This is a genomic window from Neisseria mucosa, from assembly GCF_003044445.1.
GTDB classification, from domain to species: domain Bacteria; phylum Pseudomonadota; class Gammaproteobacteria; order Burkholderiales; family Neisseriaceae; genus Neisseria; species Neisseria mucosa_A.
Genome location: NZ_POWX01000017.1, coordinates 26,070 through 40,065 on the forward strand (window position 1 = coordinate 26,070; position 13,996 = coordinate 40,065).

At 50.7% G+C, this 13,996-nt stretch carries 14 protein-coding genes; 12 read left to right on the forward strand and 2 right to left on the reverse strand.

The features are described from left to right. The first annotated feature begins 34 nt into the window (after positions 1-34). From lpdA to DBY90_RS09700, 4 genes are all read left to right on the forward strand, one after another. A complete protein-coding gene (lpdA, locus tag DBY90_RS09685) occupies positions 35-1,819 on the forward strand; it encodes a dihydrolipoyl dehydrogenase (RefSeq protein ID WP_049227682.1) in 1,785 nt (594 codons plus the stop codon). A gap of 467 nt (positions 1,820-2,286) precedes the next feature. Next, positions 2,287-2,994: a tRNA (guanosine(46)-N7)-methyltransferase TrmB gene (gene trmB, locus DBY90_RS09690; RefSeq protein ID WP_070492506.1), complete on the forward strand. Its 708-nt coding sequence runs from the start codon at positions 2,287-2,289 to the stop codon at positions 2,992-2,994. A 19-nt stretch (positions 2,995-3,013) separates the two neighbouring features. Next, positions 3,014-3,643 (forward strand): riboflavin synthase, encoded by a 630-nt coding sequence (locus tag DBY90_RS09695; RefSeq protein WP_070492505.1) that lies wholly within the window; start codon positions 3,014-3,016, stop codon positions 3,641-3,643. 10 nt (positions 3,644-3,653) lie between these two features. Further along, positions 3,654-4,520 carry an ATP-binding protein gene (locus DBY90_RS09700; protein ID WP_070492504.1) on the forward strand — a complete coding sequence of 289 codons (867 nt, stop codon included), beginning with the start codon at positions 3,654-3,656 and terminating at the stop codon, positions 4,518-4,520. A 177-nt stretch (positions 4,521-4,697) separates the two neighbouring features. On the opposite strand, the gene DBY90_RS09705 is transcribed toward DBY90_RS09700, so the two are convergent. After that, positions 4,698-5,069, reverse strand: coding sequence for a Spy/CpxP family protein refolding chaperone (locus DBY90_RS09705; RefSeq protein ID WP_003742526.1), 372 nt, complete (start codon positions 5,067-5,069; stop codon positions 4,698-4,700). A 312-nt stretch (positions 5,070-5,381) separates the two neighbouring features. On the opposite strand from DBY90_RS09705, the gene rpe reads away from it, so the two are divergent. The 4 genes from rpe (at position 5,382) to DBY90_RS09725 (ending at position 9,282) form a co-directional block, all read left to right on the forward strand. Beyond that, entirely contained in the window at positions 5,382-6,065 is a 684-nt protein-coding gene (gene rpe, locus DBY90_RS09710; RefSeq protein ID WP_070492503.1) for a ribulose-phosphate 3-epimerase, read from the forward strand. An 87-nt stretch (positions 6,066-6,152) separates the two neighbouring features. Next, a complete protein-coding gene (locus DBY90_RS09715) occupies positions 6,153-6,473 on the forward strand; it encodes a hypothetical protein (protein ID WP_003742528.1) in 321 nt (106 codons plus the stop codon). A gap of 253 nt (positions 6,474-6,726) precedes the next feature. Then, positions 6,727-7,878, forward strand: a complete 1,152-nt coding sequence (locus DBY90_RS09720; protein WP_070492502.1) for an ATP phosphoribosyltransferase regulatory subunit — start codon at positions 6,727-6,729, stop codon at positions 7,876-7,878. A gap of 105 nt (positions 7,879-7,983) precedes the next feature. Further along, entirely contained in the window at positions 7,984-9,282 is a 1,299-nt protein-coding gene (locus DBY90_RS09725) for an adenylosuccinate synthase (RefSeq protein WP_070492501.1), read from the forward strand. Positions 9,283-9,451: 169 nt separating this feature from the next. On the opposite strand, the gene DBY90_RS09730 is transcribed toward DBY90_RS09725, so the two are convergent. After that, the gene (locus tag DBY90_RS09730; RefSeq protein WP_070492500.1) at positions 9,452-9,802 is read right to left on the reverse strand and encodes a RidA family protein; all 351 of its coding nucleotides are present in this window, start codon (positions 9,800-9,802) and stop codon (positions 9,452-9,454) included. A 230-nt stretch (positions 9,803-10,032) separates the two neighbouring features. On the opposite strand from DBY90_RS09730, the gene ybaK reads away from it, so the two are divergent. The 4 genes from ybaK (at position 10,033) to aspA (ending at position 13,907) form a co-directional block, all read left to right on the forward strand. After that, positions 10,033-10,515: a Cys-tRNA(Pro) deacylase gene (gene ybaK, locus DBY90_RS09740; RefSeq protein ID WP_019271343.1), complete on the forward strand. Its 483-nt coding sequence runs from the start codon at positions 10,033-10,035 to the stop codon at positions 10,513-10,515. Between the two features lie 173 nt (positions 10,516-10,688). Then, positions 10,689-11,300, forward strand: a complete 612-nt coding sequence (locus tag DBY90_RS09745; protein ID WP_019271344.1) for a DnaJ domain-containing protein — start codon at positions 10,689-10,691, stop codon at positions 11,298-11,300. Positions 11,301-11,459: 159 nt separating this feature from the next. Further along, on the forward strand, positions 11,460-12,335 hold the full coding sequence (locus tag DBY90_RS09750; RefSeq protein WP_070492499.1) for a DMT family transporter: 876 nt from the start codon (positions 11,460-11,462) through the stop codon (positions 12,333-12,335). Positions 12,336-12,509: 174 nt separating this feature from the next. Continuing rightward, complete coding sequence (aspA, locus tag DBY90_RS09755) at positions 12,510-13,907, forward strand: aspartate ammonia-lyase (protein ID WP_070492498.1); 1,398 nt, start codon at positions 12,510-12,512, stop codon at positions 13,905-13,907. Positions 13,908-13,996 lie beyond the last annotated feature (89 nt).

The window sequence follows — 13,996 nt, forward strand, 5'->3', positions numbered from 1 at the left end:
ACAGAAGTCCGGATATCATTCAGAAAGATTAGACATGAGCTTAGTTGAATTAAAAGTGCCCGACATTGGCGGACACGAAAATGTAGATATTATCGCGGTTGAAGTGAACGTAGGCGACACCATCGCCGTTGACGATACCCTGATTACCTTGGAAACCGACAAAGCGACGATGGACGTGCCTGCCGAAGTTGCTGGCGTCGTCAAAGAAGTTAAAGTCAAAGTCGGCGACAAAATCTCCGAAGGCGGCTTGATTGTAGTCGTTGAAGCCGAAGGCGCGGCTGCCGCTCCTAAAGCCGAAGCACCTGCTGCTCCTGCGCAAGAAGCCCCTAAAGCTGCCGCTCCTGCTCCGCAAGCTGCGCAATTCGGCGGTTCTGCCGATGCTGAGTACGACGTAGTCGTATTGGGTGGCGGTCCTGGCGGTTACTCTGCTGCATTCGCTGCAGCCGATGAAGGCCTGAAAGTTGCCATCGTTGAGCGTTACAAAACTTTGGGCGGCGTTTGCTTGAACGTCGGCTGTATCCCTTCAAAAGCCTTGTTGCACAACGCTGCCGTTATCGACGAAGTGCGCCACTTGGCTGCCAACGGCATCAAATACCCCGAGCCTGAACTCGACATCGATATGTTGCGCGGCTACAAAGAAGGCGTGGTTTCCCGCCTGACTACCGGTTTGGCAGGTATGGCTAAAGGCCGCAAAGTGGACGTTATCCAAGGCGACGGTCAATTTTTGGATCCGCACCACTTAGAAGTGTCGCTGACTACCGGCGACGTGTACGAACAAGCTACGCCTACCGGCGAGAAAAAAATCGTTGCGTTCAAAAACTGTATCATCGCAGCGGGCAGCCGCGTAACCAAGCTGCCGTTTATCCCCGAAGATCCGCGCATCATCGATTCCAGCGGCGCGTTGGCTCTGAAAGAAGTACCGGGCAAACTGCTGATTATCGGCGGCGGCATCATCGGTCTCGAAATGGGTACGGTTTACAGTACGCTGGGTTCGCGTCTTGACGTTGTTGAGATGATGGACGGCCTGATGCAAGGTGCAGACCGCGATTTGGTGAAAGTATGGCAAAAACAAAACGAATACCGTTTTGACAACATCATGATTAACACCAAAACCGTTGCAGTCGAGCCGAAAGAAGATGGTGTTTACGTTACTTTTGAAGGTGCGAACGCGCCGAAAGAGCCGCAACGCTACGATGCCGTATTGGTTGCCGCCGGTCGTGCGCCTAACGGCAAACTTATCAGCGCCGAAAAAGCAGGCGTTGCCGTAACCGACCGCGGCTTCATCGAAGTCGACAAACAAATGCGTACTAATGTGCCGCACATCTACGCTATCGGCGACATCGTCGGTCAACCTATGCTGGCACACAAAGCCGTTCACGAAGGTCACGTTGCCGCTGAAAACTGCGCCGGACACAAAGCTTACTTCGACGCACGCGTAATCCCGGGCGTGGCTTATACCGCTCCCGAAGTCGCATGGGTTGGCGAAACCGAATTGTCTGCCAAAGCATCCGGTCGCAAAATCACCAAAGCCAACTTCCCGTGGGCAGCTTCCGGCCGTGCGATTGCCAACGGTTGCGATAACGGCTTCACCAAGCTGATTTTTGATGCGGAAACCGGCCGTATCATCGGCGGCGGTATCGTCGGCCCGAACGGTGGCGATATGATTGGCGAAATCTGTTTGGCCATCGAAATGGGTTGCGACGCGGCAGACATCGGCAAAACCATCCACCCGCACCCGACCTTGGGCGAATCCATCGGTATGGCTGCCGAAGTGGCGCTGGGTACTTGTACCGACCTGCCTGCTCAAAAGAAAAAATAAGTGTATTCAGTCAGTTGAATTAAACTGCTGACATTGCATTTATTAATCAAAGGTCGTCTGAATCTTTCAGACGACCTTTTCGTCAAACAGAATATTGTCAGTAATAGTGATTTCATTAACGATATAATGGATGAACAAGAATGGGTGTCTAAGCTCCAAGTGAGCCATTTATAGTGGATTAACTATAAACCAGTACGGCGTTGCCTCGCCTTGCCGTACTATCTGTACTGTCTGCGGCTTCGTCGCCTTGTCCTGATTTAAATTTAATCCACTATAGTAATGCTTTAAAACAGCAAGCAAACAAGTTCGGTAGGATTTATACTCTCAACTGCTTGTCCCATTTTTATTCATCAGTTATAAGAACAAACCGTTCGAAGGTTGACCCCATATATTCAGAGGTCGTCTGAAACATATCGCAGATTTTCAGACGACCTTTCCCCAGTTTTATCAGATACAAGAAATAATTTATGAACGAAATAACTCCGGATTCTACCGTTCCTGAAGAGCACAAACGCTCCATCCGCAGCTTTGTATTGCGCCAAGGGCATATGACTGCGGCGCAGCAGCGTGCCATTGATACGATGTGGCCGCAGTTCGGCATCGATTACCAAGATTCCGTGTTGGACTTGAATCAGCGTTTCGGCAGCGACCGTCCTAAGGTGTTGGAAATTGGTTTCGGCATGGGCGTGGCGACTGTTGAAATCGCCAAGCGCCTGCCTGATACCGACTTTTTGGCGATTGATGTACACGGTCCCGGCGTCGGCAACATTTTGAAATTGATTGAAGAAGAACACATCGGCAATATCCGCGTGATGCGGCACGATGCGGTCGAAGTGGTGGAAAATATGCTTTCAGACGACGTGCTCGACGGCATTCACATTTTCTTTCCCGACCCTTGGCACAAAAAACGCCATAACAAACGCCGCTTGGTGCAAACACCGTTTGTGCAGAAACTGCTGCCCAAGCTGAAAGTCGGCGGCTATATCCATCTGGCGACCGACTGGGAAGAATACGCGCAACAGATGCTGGAAGTGTTGAGCGGTTTTGACAATTTGCAAAATACCGCCGCTGATTACGCGCCTACGCCCGACTACCGTCCCGAAACAAAATTTGAAGCCCGCGGTAAACGTTTGGGGCACGGCGTTTGGGATTTGGTTTTCAAACGCATCAAATAAACCGATTGGAGAATCTCCCATGTTTACAGGTATCGTCCAAGGTGTCGGCGAAATCATCGCCATCCGCGAACCGTCCGCCGATTTCCGTACCCATGTCGTCAAGCTGCCCGAAGGGATGACCGAGCATCTGCAAATCGGCGCTTCCATCGCCAACAACGGCTGCTGCCTGACTATCACTAAAATCGACAGCGATACGGTCAGCTTTGATTTGATGAAGGAAACCTTGGAAAAGACCAATTTAGGTCGTCTGAAAACGGGAGATGCCGTCAATCTCGAACGTGCCGCCCGTTTTGGCGATGAAATCGGCGGACACGTCATGAGCGGGCATATCATGACGACTACGCAGATTACGCGGATAGAGCGCAGCGAGTTTAACCGCACGGTTTGGTTTGCACTGCCGCCTGAACTCAAGCCCTATATTTTGAGCAAAGGCTTTGTCGGCTTGGACGGTTGCAGCCTGACCATAGGAGACGTTACCGATACGGAATTCAATGTCCACCTGATTCCGGAAACTTTAACGCGCACCTTGTTCGGCAGCCGAAAAGAGGGCGATGTCATCAATATCGAAATCGACCCGCAAACCCAAGCCGTTGTCGATACCGTGATGCGCGTGATGGCGCAGCAAAATCCTGTTACATCAGGACAATAAGGATATATATATGAAACTCGCCGCTTTTTTGCAAAAAGCCTATTCCGTTTTGAACCGTCTTGATTTGGTGTTGCCCGAAGAACCCGGCAAAACCGACTGGAACGCTTTGGCATACCGTTGGCACAGCGTTGGTAAAAAAGGGATTTTGGAGAGCCTGCCAAACCCGCATACATTCCCGCTTGACCGTCTGGCTGCCGTCGGGACGCAAACCGAAAAGCTCAAACGCAATACCGAGCAGTTTTTGGCAGGCCGATCCGCGAATAATGTTTTGATGAGCGGCTCGCGCGGAACGGGCAAATCCTCGCTGGTCAAAGCTCTGTTGCACGAATATGCCGACCAAGGGCTGCGCCTGATTGAAGTTGATAAGAGCGATTTGGTCAACCTACCCGCGCTGCTTTCCTTGTTGAAAGACCGTCCCGAAAAATTCATCGTATTCTGTGATGACCTATCGTTTGAAACCGGCGATGAAACGTATAAAGCTTTGAAAACCGTATTGGATGGCGGTTTGTCGCAAAGATGCAGCAACGTATTGGTGTACGCCACCTCCAACCGGCGCCACCTGATGCCTGAATATATGGATGAAAACGGCGGTACGACGGGCATACGCGGTGAAATCCATCAAAAAGAGGCCGTTGAGGAAAAAATTTCCCTGTCCGACCGTTTCGGCTTGTGGTTGAGTTTTTATCCGTTCGATCAAAACGACTACCTTCAAGCGGTTGAAAATTGGTTGGATGATTTCGATGTGAATTTTGATGAAACGGCACGCAAGGCAGCGTTGCAATGGGCGCAAATGCGTGGCAGCCGCTCGGGGCGTTCGGCTTGGCAGTTCGCGTGCGATTGGGCAGGGCGTTTGCCGGAACAACGGATTTTGGATTGAGGTTTTCAGAAATATGCCTGCCGTACTGAAATCTGCGAGAGGGTAAGGGTAGGCAAAGCTTTTTCCGGTTCAATTTCTTCCAACAGCATCGCTTTGAATCGCCATATCGTTCAAAAGGTCGTCTGAAACAGGATTTCAGACGACCTTTTTGTACGGATAAATCAGGAAAGCGATATGTCAGCGAAGGCAGGAAGAGAGCCAAAGCTGGCGTTGGCGCGGATTGAGCAGGTGGTAGAAGCGGTGTTGGATTTCCAATTCTTCCACAGCGAAATCCATGCTCGACAAGTAGCGGGTTTCGACGTAATCGCGCGCGTTGTTTTGATCGAAATTATCTGCCGCAAGGATTTTCATAATGACTTGGCGGCGGTTGCGGTCTGTGCGGACGAGTTTACGGTATGCCTTGTCCGATGCCTGTTTGTAATCATTGCGGATGCGGCGCAAGGCATTGTGTTGGTCTTGCGTCAGATTAAGGGAGCGGATGTCGCAATTGGCTTGAAAATCGTCCAGCTTGATATATTGGGGACCGGCGTGCGTGGGGTTGACAGCCATCAGTAGCGCGACCGATAGTGAACAGAGGGGTAAATAAGATTTGAATCTGGCAGACACAGCGTTTTCCTAGTTTCCGTAACCGCGCAAATATACCCGATTAGCGTGTGAAAGGCAGTATCCCTCCAGTTAACTTTTGTTAACTTCATATCTTTATTTTATTTCTGTTAAAACATATCGTTAACCAATAATTATCTATGCATATGCTTACTTTTGTTAAATATTAATAATGCATGGTTAGTGTTGACTGGGGCGTTGGTGGTAGAATACGAAAAATTATCCGTTTATCAAACCACACCAGCCGACTGGATTTCTATGAACCAAAAATTCCGTATTGCGCCCAGTATCTTATCCGCCGATTTTGCCCGTTTGGGCGAAGAGGTAACGAAAGTTATCGAAGCGGGAGCAGATCTGATTCATTTCGACGTGATGGACAATCATTATGTGCCGAACCTGACTTTCGGCCCTATGGTCTGCGCGGCGTTGAAGCCTTATGCGACTGTACCGATTGATGTGCATCTGATGGTCGAACCTGTTGATGATCTGATTCAGGCATTTGCCAAAGCAGGGGCTTCGATTATCACGTTTCATCCTGAAGCCAGCCGCCATATCGACCGCAGCCTGAGCCTGATTAAAGACGCAGGCTGTCAGGCAGGATTGGTGTTGAATCCGGCAACTCCCGCCTACGTTTTGGAAAACGTATTGGATAGGCTGGACATGGTATTGCTGATGTCGGTCAACCCCGGATTCGGCGGTCAGAGCTTCATCCCGCACACTCTTGAAAAAATCCGCCAAGTGCGGACAATGTTGGATCAGTACGAAGCGCAAAGCGGGCGGCACATCGCTATCGAAGTTGACGGCGGCATCAAAACCGACAATATCGCTGCCGTCGCGGCGGCGGGCGCCGATACTTTTGTGGCTGGTTCGGCAATTTTTGGCAAGCCGGACTATAAAGCTGTGATTACCGAGATGCGCGGACAACTGGCGCAACTTGGTTGAGTCGGCTTTGAAGTCGTCTGAAAACAAACGTAGCAGATTTTGCGAAAAGCAAAATCATCATGTAGATATAGATTTTGAGGTTTTATTATGAAAAATTATTGGTTTCAAAAAAGTTTGAAATTTGTTGCGGTAGCGGTTTTTGCAGTATCTCCGCTGACCGTGTCAGCGCATGGGATGCATAAGCACAAACCTTTATCATTGGAAGAATTGCCGGAAATCTGCCGCCAATATTTCGCGCGCGCAGATGTATGCTATAAAAAAGCAGGCAAGAAAGCCGATTTCCAACGCAACAATACGAAATTTTTATTCCAAGCATTGCCTGCGGCGGATTTGGGACAACGGCAACGTATGTGTCAAATTGCGATGGATTCGTTCAAAGAGAAAACAAGCAATCTTCATTGCGAATAGGATTGCCCGTCTTTTTTCAGACGGCGCTTGTATGAAAACAGGCTGCACAAAACTGTTTTGTATGGTAAAGTTTGCTTTTAATAACTCGGCGGTTTAAAGCCGTCATTCAGGGGCTGTTTGAATTTAAAATCAGATTGGTTGGAAACGCTGCATTGTTTGCGCGGCGTATTTCGAGAAACAGGCGGTTTGCCTGTCTGGTTTTAAATTCAAGCAGCCCTTTGCGTTTACAAAAACAGATAGAAGGTAGATTCCCATGCAATCTTGGCAGCTTCCCGAACATGTTGCCGATGTGTTGCCGACCAACGCCCGACAGTTGGAAAGCGCGCGAGAGCAGTTATTGACTTTGTTCCGAGTGCACGGTTACGAGCTGGTACAGCCTCCGCTGATGGAATACAGCCATTCCCTGCTGACGCACATTGACGCGGGTTTGTCTTTGAAAACCATTTTGGTGGTCGATCAGCTGAGCGGTCGGCAGCTAGGCATCCGCGCCGATATTACGCCGCAAGTTGCGCGTATCGATGCGCATCTTTTGTCCGCCAATCAAGGGATTAACCGATTGTGTTACGCAGGTCCTGTGTTGCACGCGCGGCCGGAAGGTTTGCTCAATATGCGCGAACCTTTGCAGGCGGGGGCGGAGATGTATGGTTTCGCCGACATCAGAGCGGATATCGAATTGATTGACTTGATGCTCAAAAGCATGAAGATTGCCGATATGGGCGAGGTTTTGCTGTCGTTGGGGCACATCGGCGTATTCCGCGCTTTGTCCGATGCGGCGCATTTGGATGCGGAGCAGTCCAAAACGCTGCTTGCTTTGATGCAGGATAAAGATACCGAGGCGGTTGAAGTGCAGGTTAAGGCTTGGAAGCTGGACGGTATGTGGGCAAAAGCATTCTCGCTGCTGCCGCGTCTGTATGGAGGACGGGAAGTGTTGTCCGCCGCACGCGAACGATTGCCGGATTTGTCTGCGGTCGGCAGCGCGTTGGACGAGTTGCAGGCAGTATGCGACGCCTTCCCGAATCAGAAAGTCCATATCGATTTGTCCGAACTGCGCGTCGATAATTACCACACGGGCTTACTGTATGCCGCATACGGTTCCAATTTCCATGACGCGGTTGCACGGGGCGGGCGTTATGATGGATTGGGCGAATATTTCGGTCGTGCGCGTCCGGCAACGGGATTCAGTTTCGACTTGCGCAGCTTTATCGGACGTTTGCCCGCCATTGAGCGACAGCCCGTCGTGTTGGTCGATGCGGATGATGCCGAAGTGGCACGCGAAGCAGTCGAAGCTTTGCGTGAACAAGGGCAGTGTGTCGTGATCGACTACGGTATCGGACACAACGCTTCGGAAGAGATTACAGGTCGTCTGAAAAAGTCGGACGGCGTTTGGCAGGTTGAGAAACTTTAAATACCCATTCATAGCGGATTAAATGCAAATCAGGGTAGGGCGCAAAGCCGTCTTGGTTTGAGGTTGATTCACGATAATTTTTTAATATTAATAGGTTATATGGCTATGGCTAAAAATGTTGTAGTAATCGGCGCCCAGTGGGGCGATGAAGGCAAAGGTAAAATCGTTGACTGGCTGGCGGAAGAAACCAGCGGTGTCGTGCGTTTCCAAGGCGGACACAATGCTGGGCACACTTTGGTCGTCGGCGGCAAGAAAACCATTTTGCGCCTGATTCCAAGCGGTATCCTGCATGAAAGTCTCGACTGCTTCATCGGCTCGGGCGTTGTCGTTTCCCCCGAAGCATTGTTGGGCGAAATTGACGAATTGAACGCAGCAGGCGTGAAAAACGTCGAAGGTCGTCTGAAAATTGCGCCGACCTGCCCGCTGATCCTGCCTTACCATATCGCGCTTGACCAAGCCCGCGAAGCTTCTCGCGGCAAAGGTAAAATCGGCACGACCGGCCGCGGTATCGGCCCTGCCTACGAAGACAAAGTGGCACGCCGCGCCATCCGTGTCGTCGATTTGCTGCATCCTGAAAAACTGCGTGAAAAACTGGATGCCATCCTTGCCTATTACAATGTCCAACTGCAACATCTGCACAATGCCGAGCCGGTTAAAGTGGAAGACGTGATGGCGGTTATCGAAAAAGTCGCGCCGCGCATTACGCCGATGATTACCGACGTATCCCGCGTGTTGAACGAGAAAAACCAAAACGGCGAAAAACTGCTGTTTGAAGGCGCTCAAGGTACGCTGTTGGACATCGACTACGGCACTTACCCCTTCGTTACCTCGTCCAACTGCTTGGCGGGAGCCGCTTCCGCAGGCGCGGGCGTAGGTCCGCAAATGCTGGATTATGTTTTGGGCATCGTCAAAGCCTATACCACGCGCGTCGGTTCAGGTCCGTTCCCGACTGAATTGTTTGACGAAGTCGGTGCAGGTTTGGCAGAACGCGGACACGAATTCGGTTCCGTAACCGGTCGCGCACGCCGCTGCGGTTGGTTTGATGCCGCCGCCCTGAAACGCTCCATCCAAGTTAACGGCATTTCCGGTATGTGCATCACCAAGCTGGATGTAATGGATGGTATCGAAACCATCAATATCTGCGTCGGCTACGAATTGCCCGACGGCAGCAAAACCGACATCCTGCCTTGCGGTTCCGATGCGGTAGAAACCTGCAAACCGATTTACGAAACCATGCCCGGCTGGAGCGAATCGACTTTCGGCGTAAAAAGCTACGACGCATTGCCTGCAAACGCCAAAGCATATTTGAAACGTATCGAAGAAGTCTGCGGTGCGCCGGTCGCCATCGTCTCTACCGGCCCCGACCGCGAAGAAACCATCGTTTTGCATCATCCGTTCGCATAATGGTTTGATTGTAAAAGGTCGTCTGAAAACTTGGGTTTTCAGACGACCTTTTTGTATTGATAACCGATTTACCGTCAATCCAAGCACTTTGATTGTGTTCAATCTTATCTTATGAACGTGGTCGTCTGAAAAATCGACTGCGGTTTTCAGACGATCTTATGCAATCCAATCACTTGCACACGGCGGATACTTTGATTTCGACCACCCATTCAGGTTTGGCGAGTTTGGCTTCGATGCAGGCGCGGGCTGGGGCGCGGCCGGGGGCTGTCCAGGCATCCCAGGCTTCGTTCATGGCGGCGTAGTCGTTCATATCGGTCAGGAAGATGGTGGCTTCGAGGATGTGTGCTTTGTCGGAACCGCATTCTTCAAGCCAATGGTCGATTTGCGCCAAGACGTTTTCGGTTTGGGCTTTGGCATCGGCTTCGGGATTTTCGGGAACCATGCCGGAGAGGAAGACAAATCCTCCCGCGCAGACGGCTTCGGAGTAGCGTTCGGTCGTACCGAGGTATCGGATATTCATTTGATATTCCTTGAAGTTGGGGCGCATGGGGTATTTTGCTCCGTCATCGGATTTCAGTTTGCCTGATGGGGTCAGAACGAGACGGCGGATATTGGGCAGGGGCTTATGGTAACATTCAGCTTGATTGTCTGCCACAGCAGGCGGGCTGTTTTTGAAAAGATGCGGAAACTATTTTTACGCGTCATTGTCATACTAAGTTTAGGTCGTCTGAATAATATTGGAACTGCATCATGAGCAAAAATACCGATTATCCGGTTACTTCTGCCGTCCGTTTCCTGCGTACACATAAAATTGATTTTGAGCCTTATATTTATGTTTATGAGGAACACGGCGGGACAGCGCAGTTTGCGGATTTGTTCGGCGTGGACGAGCATCAGGTGGTCAAAACCATCGTGCTGCAAAATGAAGCGAAGAAAGGGTTGGTTGTCGTGATGCACGGCGACAAGCAGATTTCCACCCGCAATCTGGCGCGCGATTTGGGTATGAAACACATCGAGCCTGCCGATCCGAAACAGGCAAACAAATGGACGGGCTATCTGGTGGGCGGGACGACGCCCTTCGGTATGAAAACCCAGTTGCCTGTTTATGTTGAAAAAAGTATTTGGGATTTGGACAAGGTTTATATCAACGGCGGCAAGCGCGGATTTATCATCGGTGTCAGTCCGCAGGCTCTGCGGGCTTTGAATCCGCAGGATGTACAGGTCGCCGTCTAAAGGGATGCAAAACGGTTTTTAAGTCGGGAAACGCAGATTCGGGCAGATTTGAAGGTTTTATAAAAAGAATGCAATGCCTGATTTTATATCTGTTTTTTTTTGCCAAACAGCCTGTTATCGTGACTTAACGGATCGGGCTTTGGCAAACACAAACCAAAGAGGCACACCCTAATATGGAAAACCGTAATTTTTATGAAATTCTCGGCATTTCGGCGGATGCGGATATTGCAGAAATCAGAAAAGCCTATCGCGATTCGGCAATGAAATACCATCCCGATCGTAATCCCGGTAATCCTGATGCGGAAGAGCGTTTCAAGGAAATCCGTCAGGCTTACGATACGCTGGTCGATCCCGAACGTCGTGCATGGTACGACGAGTCGCTCCGTGAATTCAGCGGCAGAAACGGGCAGACTGCAAGCCAACAGACCGGTAGCGGTAATGCATCAGAAGCACCGCGCCAAGACGGCGACCGTACTTACGTAATGGCGATGTATGCCCTGTTTGCGTTAGGTTTTGCCACCTTCGTCATGCCGGTTGCCGGCATCATTTTGGCGTATGTAAAACGAGGCGACATGGGCGACTCGGTTTATAATAACCACGCAGACTATCTGATTAAAACCTTCTGGGGCGGTCTGGTGGGATTTATATTGAGCAAAATCACCGCGTTTATCGGCATCGGCTACGTGCTGCTGTTTTTGGTATCGGTTTGGTTTGCTTACCGACTGGCGGCAGGTTTTATCAAGCTGACGAATAACAAGCGTATGCCTTTGGATACTTGGTTCTAAGCGCAATTGCCGCTTTGCTTTCAGACGACCTTGGCATTTAGGGGTCGTCTGAAATTTTTGTATGGCTCGTTTGCGGGAAACTAAATATCAAAACAGGACACAAAGAAAGTCGTCTGAAAATTTGTCCTCGCATCCGACACACTCAATCAAAGGAAAAACATGATTTATTTATTGGCAAGCATACTGTGCAGCGTGTCTGTGTCGGTATTGCTCAAATTGGCGCGTAAGAACAAAATTGACGTCGCGCAGGCGGTGGCGGTAAACTACATCGTCGCAGTAGCGCTGACGGCTTGGGTGTTGAAACCCGATTTGAGCAACCCGAAAGCCTTTTTGCCGACTTGGTGGCTGTTTGGCGCGTTGGGCGTGCTGCTGCCTTCGGTGTTTGTGATTATGGGCAAGGCGGTCGATGCGGCGGGTATCGTCAAGTCTGATGCGGCGCAGCGTTTGTCTTTGATATTACCGATTATTTCCGCGTTCGTGATTTTTGGCGAAGCGTTGACCGAAGGCAGGCTGATAGGCATCGTTTTGGCGTTTGTGGCTCTGTTCTGCCTGTTGTGGAAAGCCGACGGCGGCAAGAAATCGGGCGGATTGGGTACGCAAATCACGCTGCTTGCGGGTGTTTGGGCGGGCTACGGCATCATCGACATCCTCTTCAAACAGCTTGCCAAAAGTGGTACGGCGTTTTCAGGCAACCTCTTGGTCGCCTTCAGCCTCGCCGGTATTTTGATGTTCGGCTACCTTTTTTCCCAATCGACCAAATGGACGAAAGAAGGCATTATCGGAGGCATCGTCTTGGGCGGCTTGAATTTCGCCAACATCGTTACCTACATCACTGCCCACCAAATGATGAAAGACAACCCGACGCTGGTCTTTGCAGGTATGAACATCGGCGTCATCGTCTTGGGTACGCTGGTCGGTGCAATGGCGTTTAAAGAGAAAATCAGCAGCATCAACGCCGCAGGCATCAGCGTCGCCGTCTGCGCCATCGCCTGTTTATTTTACTGGCCGCAGATACGGGGACTTATCGGGATGTAAGCATGTAAAAGGTCGTCTGAAAAAGGTTTCAGACGACCTTTTGTCTTACAGAATGTTTTTTCTACTTTGATAACAACGGCGCGTTTGCAGCTAGACAACCCATGCAAAACGGTCTAATGTTCCGCCTGCATATGCACATTACTTTATAAACCAACGAATGAGAAGGTAAGAGAAATGACTGTCCGTATCGAACACGATTTGCTGGGCGAACGCGAAATCCCCGCCGAAGCGTATTGGGGTATCCATACTTTGCGTGCGGTGGAAAACTTTAAAATTTCAAATCAAAAAATTTCCGACGTGCCGCAGTTTGTCCGCAGCATGGTGATGGTGAAAAAAGCGACCGCGCAGGCAAACGGCGAACTGGGCGCGGTAAAACCCGAAATCGCTGCCGCCATTGAGAAGGCTTGCGACGAAGTGTTGCTCAAAGGCCGCTGCTTCGACCAATTCCCGTCCGACGTGTATCAGGGCGGCGCGGGGACTTCGGTCAACATGAATACTAATGAAGTCATCGCCAACCTTGCTTTGGAGGTGTTGGGCTACGAAAAAGGCCGCTACGACATCGTCAATCCGATGGATCATGTGAACGCCAGCCAATCCACCAACGACGCCTATCCGACCGGCTTTAGGCTGGCGGTGTATTACAGTGTCGGCGGATTGCTGGAAAAACTGGCGTTGCTGAAAGATGCATTTGCCGCCAAAGCCGATGAGTTTAAAGATGTTTTGAAAATGGGACGCACCCAGCTTCAAGATGCCGTGCCGATGACGGCGGGACAGGAGTTTCAGTCTTTCCAAGTGTTGCTGGAAGAAGAGATTGTGAATCTGAACCGCACGCGTGCCCTGCTTTTGGAAGTCAACTTAGGCGCAACCGCCATCGGCACGGGTGTGAACACGCCGAAAGGCTACGCGGCTTTGGCAGTAAAAAAATTGTCCGAAGTCAGCGGCTTGGAATGCAAACTGACCGAAAACCTGATTGAAGCGACTTCAGATTGCGGCGCGTATGTGATGGTACACGGCGCATTGAAGCGCACGGCAGTGAAATTATCAAAAATCTGTAACGACTTGCGCCTCTTGTCGTCCGGCCCGCGCGCCGGTTTGAAAGAGATTAACCTGCCGGAAATGCAGGCAGGCTCGTCGATCATGCCCGCCAAAGTCAATCCCGTGATTCCCGAAGTGGTGAACCAAGTCTGCTTCAAAGTCATCGGCAACGACACCACCATCACCTTCGCCGCCGAAGCGGGGCAGTTGCAATTAAACGTGATGGAACCGGTCATCGCACAATGTATGTTTGAAACCATCTCCCTCTTGGGCAATGCAGCGGTAAACCTTGCCGACAAATGTGTCAAAGGCATCACCGTCAACCGTGAAATATGCGAACGCTATGTGTTCAACTCCATCGGTCTGGTTACTTATCTGAACCCGTATATCGGACATGGCAACGGCGATTTGGTCGGCAAAATCTGCGCCCAAACCGGCAAAGGCGTGCGCGAAGTCGTACTCGAACGCGGCCTCTTGAGCGAAGCGGAACTCGACCGCATCCTGTCGCCCGAAAACCTGATGAACCCGCATTTGTAAGACAGGGCATAAAGAAAAGGTCGTCTGAAAACCTATGGATACGGTTTTCAGATGACCTTTGTTCGTTGTATCCTTTCATTATGTTTCAC

What these genes read in the sequence shown, in the direction of transcription:
- lpdA (WP_049227682.1), top strand. Translation starts at nt 35, where the DNA reads ATGAGCTTAGTTGAATTAAAAGTGCCCGACATTGGCGGACACGAAAAT.
- trmB (WP_070492506.1), top strand. Translation starts at nt 2,287, where the DNA reads ATGAACGAAATAACTCCGGATTCTACCGTTCCTGAAGAGCACAAACGC.
- DBY90_RS09695 (WP_070492505.1), top strand. Translation starts at nt 3,014, where the DNA reads ATGTTTACAGGTATCGTCCAAGGTGTCGGCGAAATCATCGCCATCCGC.
- DBY90_RS09700 (WP_070492504.1), top strand. Translation starts at nt 3,654, where the DNA reads ATGAAACTCGCCGCTTTTTTGCAAAAAGCCTATTCCGTTTTGAACCGT.
- DBY90_RS09705 (WP_003742526.1), bottom strand. Translation starts at nt 5,069, where the DNA reads ATGGCTGTCAACCCCACGCACGCCGGTCCCCAATATATCAAGCTGGAC.
- rpe (WP_070492503.1), top strand. Translation starts at nt 5,382, where the DNA reads ATGAACCAAAAATTCCGTATTGCGCCCAGTATCTTATCCGCCGATTTT.
- DBY90_RS09715 (WP_003742528.1), top strand. Translation starts at nt 6,153, where the DNA reads ATGAAAAATTATTGGTTTCAAAAAAGTTTGAAATTTGTTGCGGTAGCG.
- DBY90_RS09720 (WP_070492502.1), top strand. Translation starts at nt 6,727, where the DNA reads ATGCAATCTTGGCAGCTTCCCGAACATGTTGCCGATGTGTTGCCGACC.
- DBY90_RS09725 (WP_070492501.1), top strand. Translation starts at nt 7,984, where the DNA reads ATGGCTAAAAATGTTGTAGTAATCGGCGCCCAGTGGGGCGATGAAGGC.
- DBY90_RS09730 (WP_070492500.1), bottom strand. Translation starts at nt 9,802, where the DNA reads ATGAATATCCGATACCTCGGTACGACCGAACGCTACTCCGAAGCCGTC.
- ybaK (WP_019271343.1), top strand. Translation starts at nt 10,033, where the DNA reads ATGAGCAAAAATACCGATTATCCGGTTACTTCTGCCGTCCGTTTCCTG.
- DBY90_RS09745 (WP_019271344.1), top strand. Translation starts at nt 10,689, where the DNA reads ATGGAAAACCGTAATTTTTATGAAATTCTCGGCATTTCGGCGGATGCG.
- DBY90_RS09750 (WP_070492499.1), top strand. Translation starts at nt 11,460, where the DNA reads ATGATTTATTTATTGGCAAGCATACTGTGCAGCGTGTCTGTGTCGGTA.
- aspA (WP_070492498.1), top strand. Translation starts at nt 12,510, where the DNA reads ATGACTGTCCGTATCGAACACGATTTGCTGGGCGAACGCGAAATCCCC.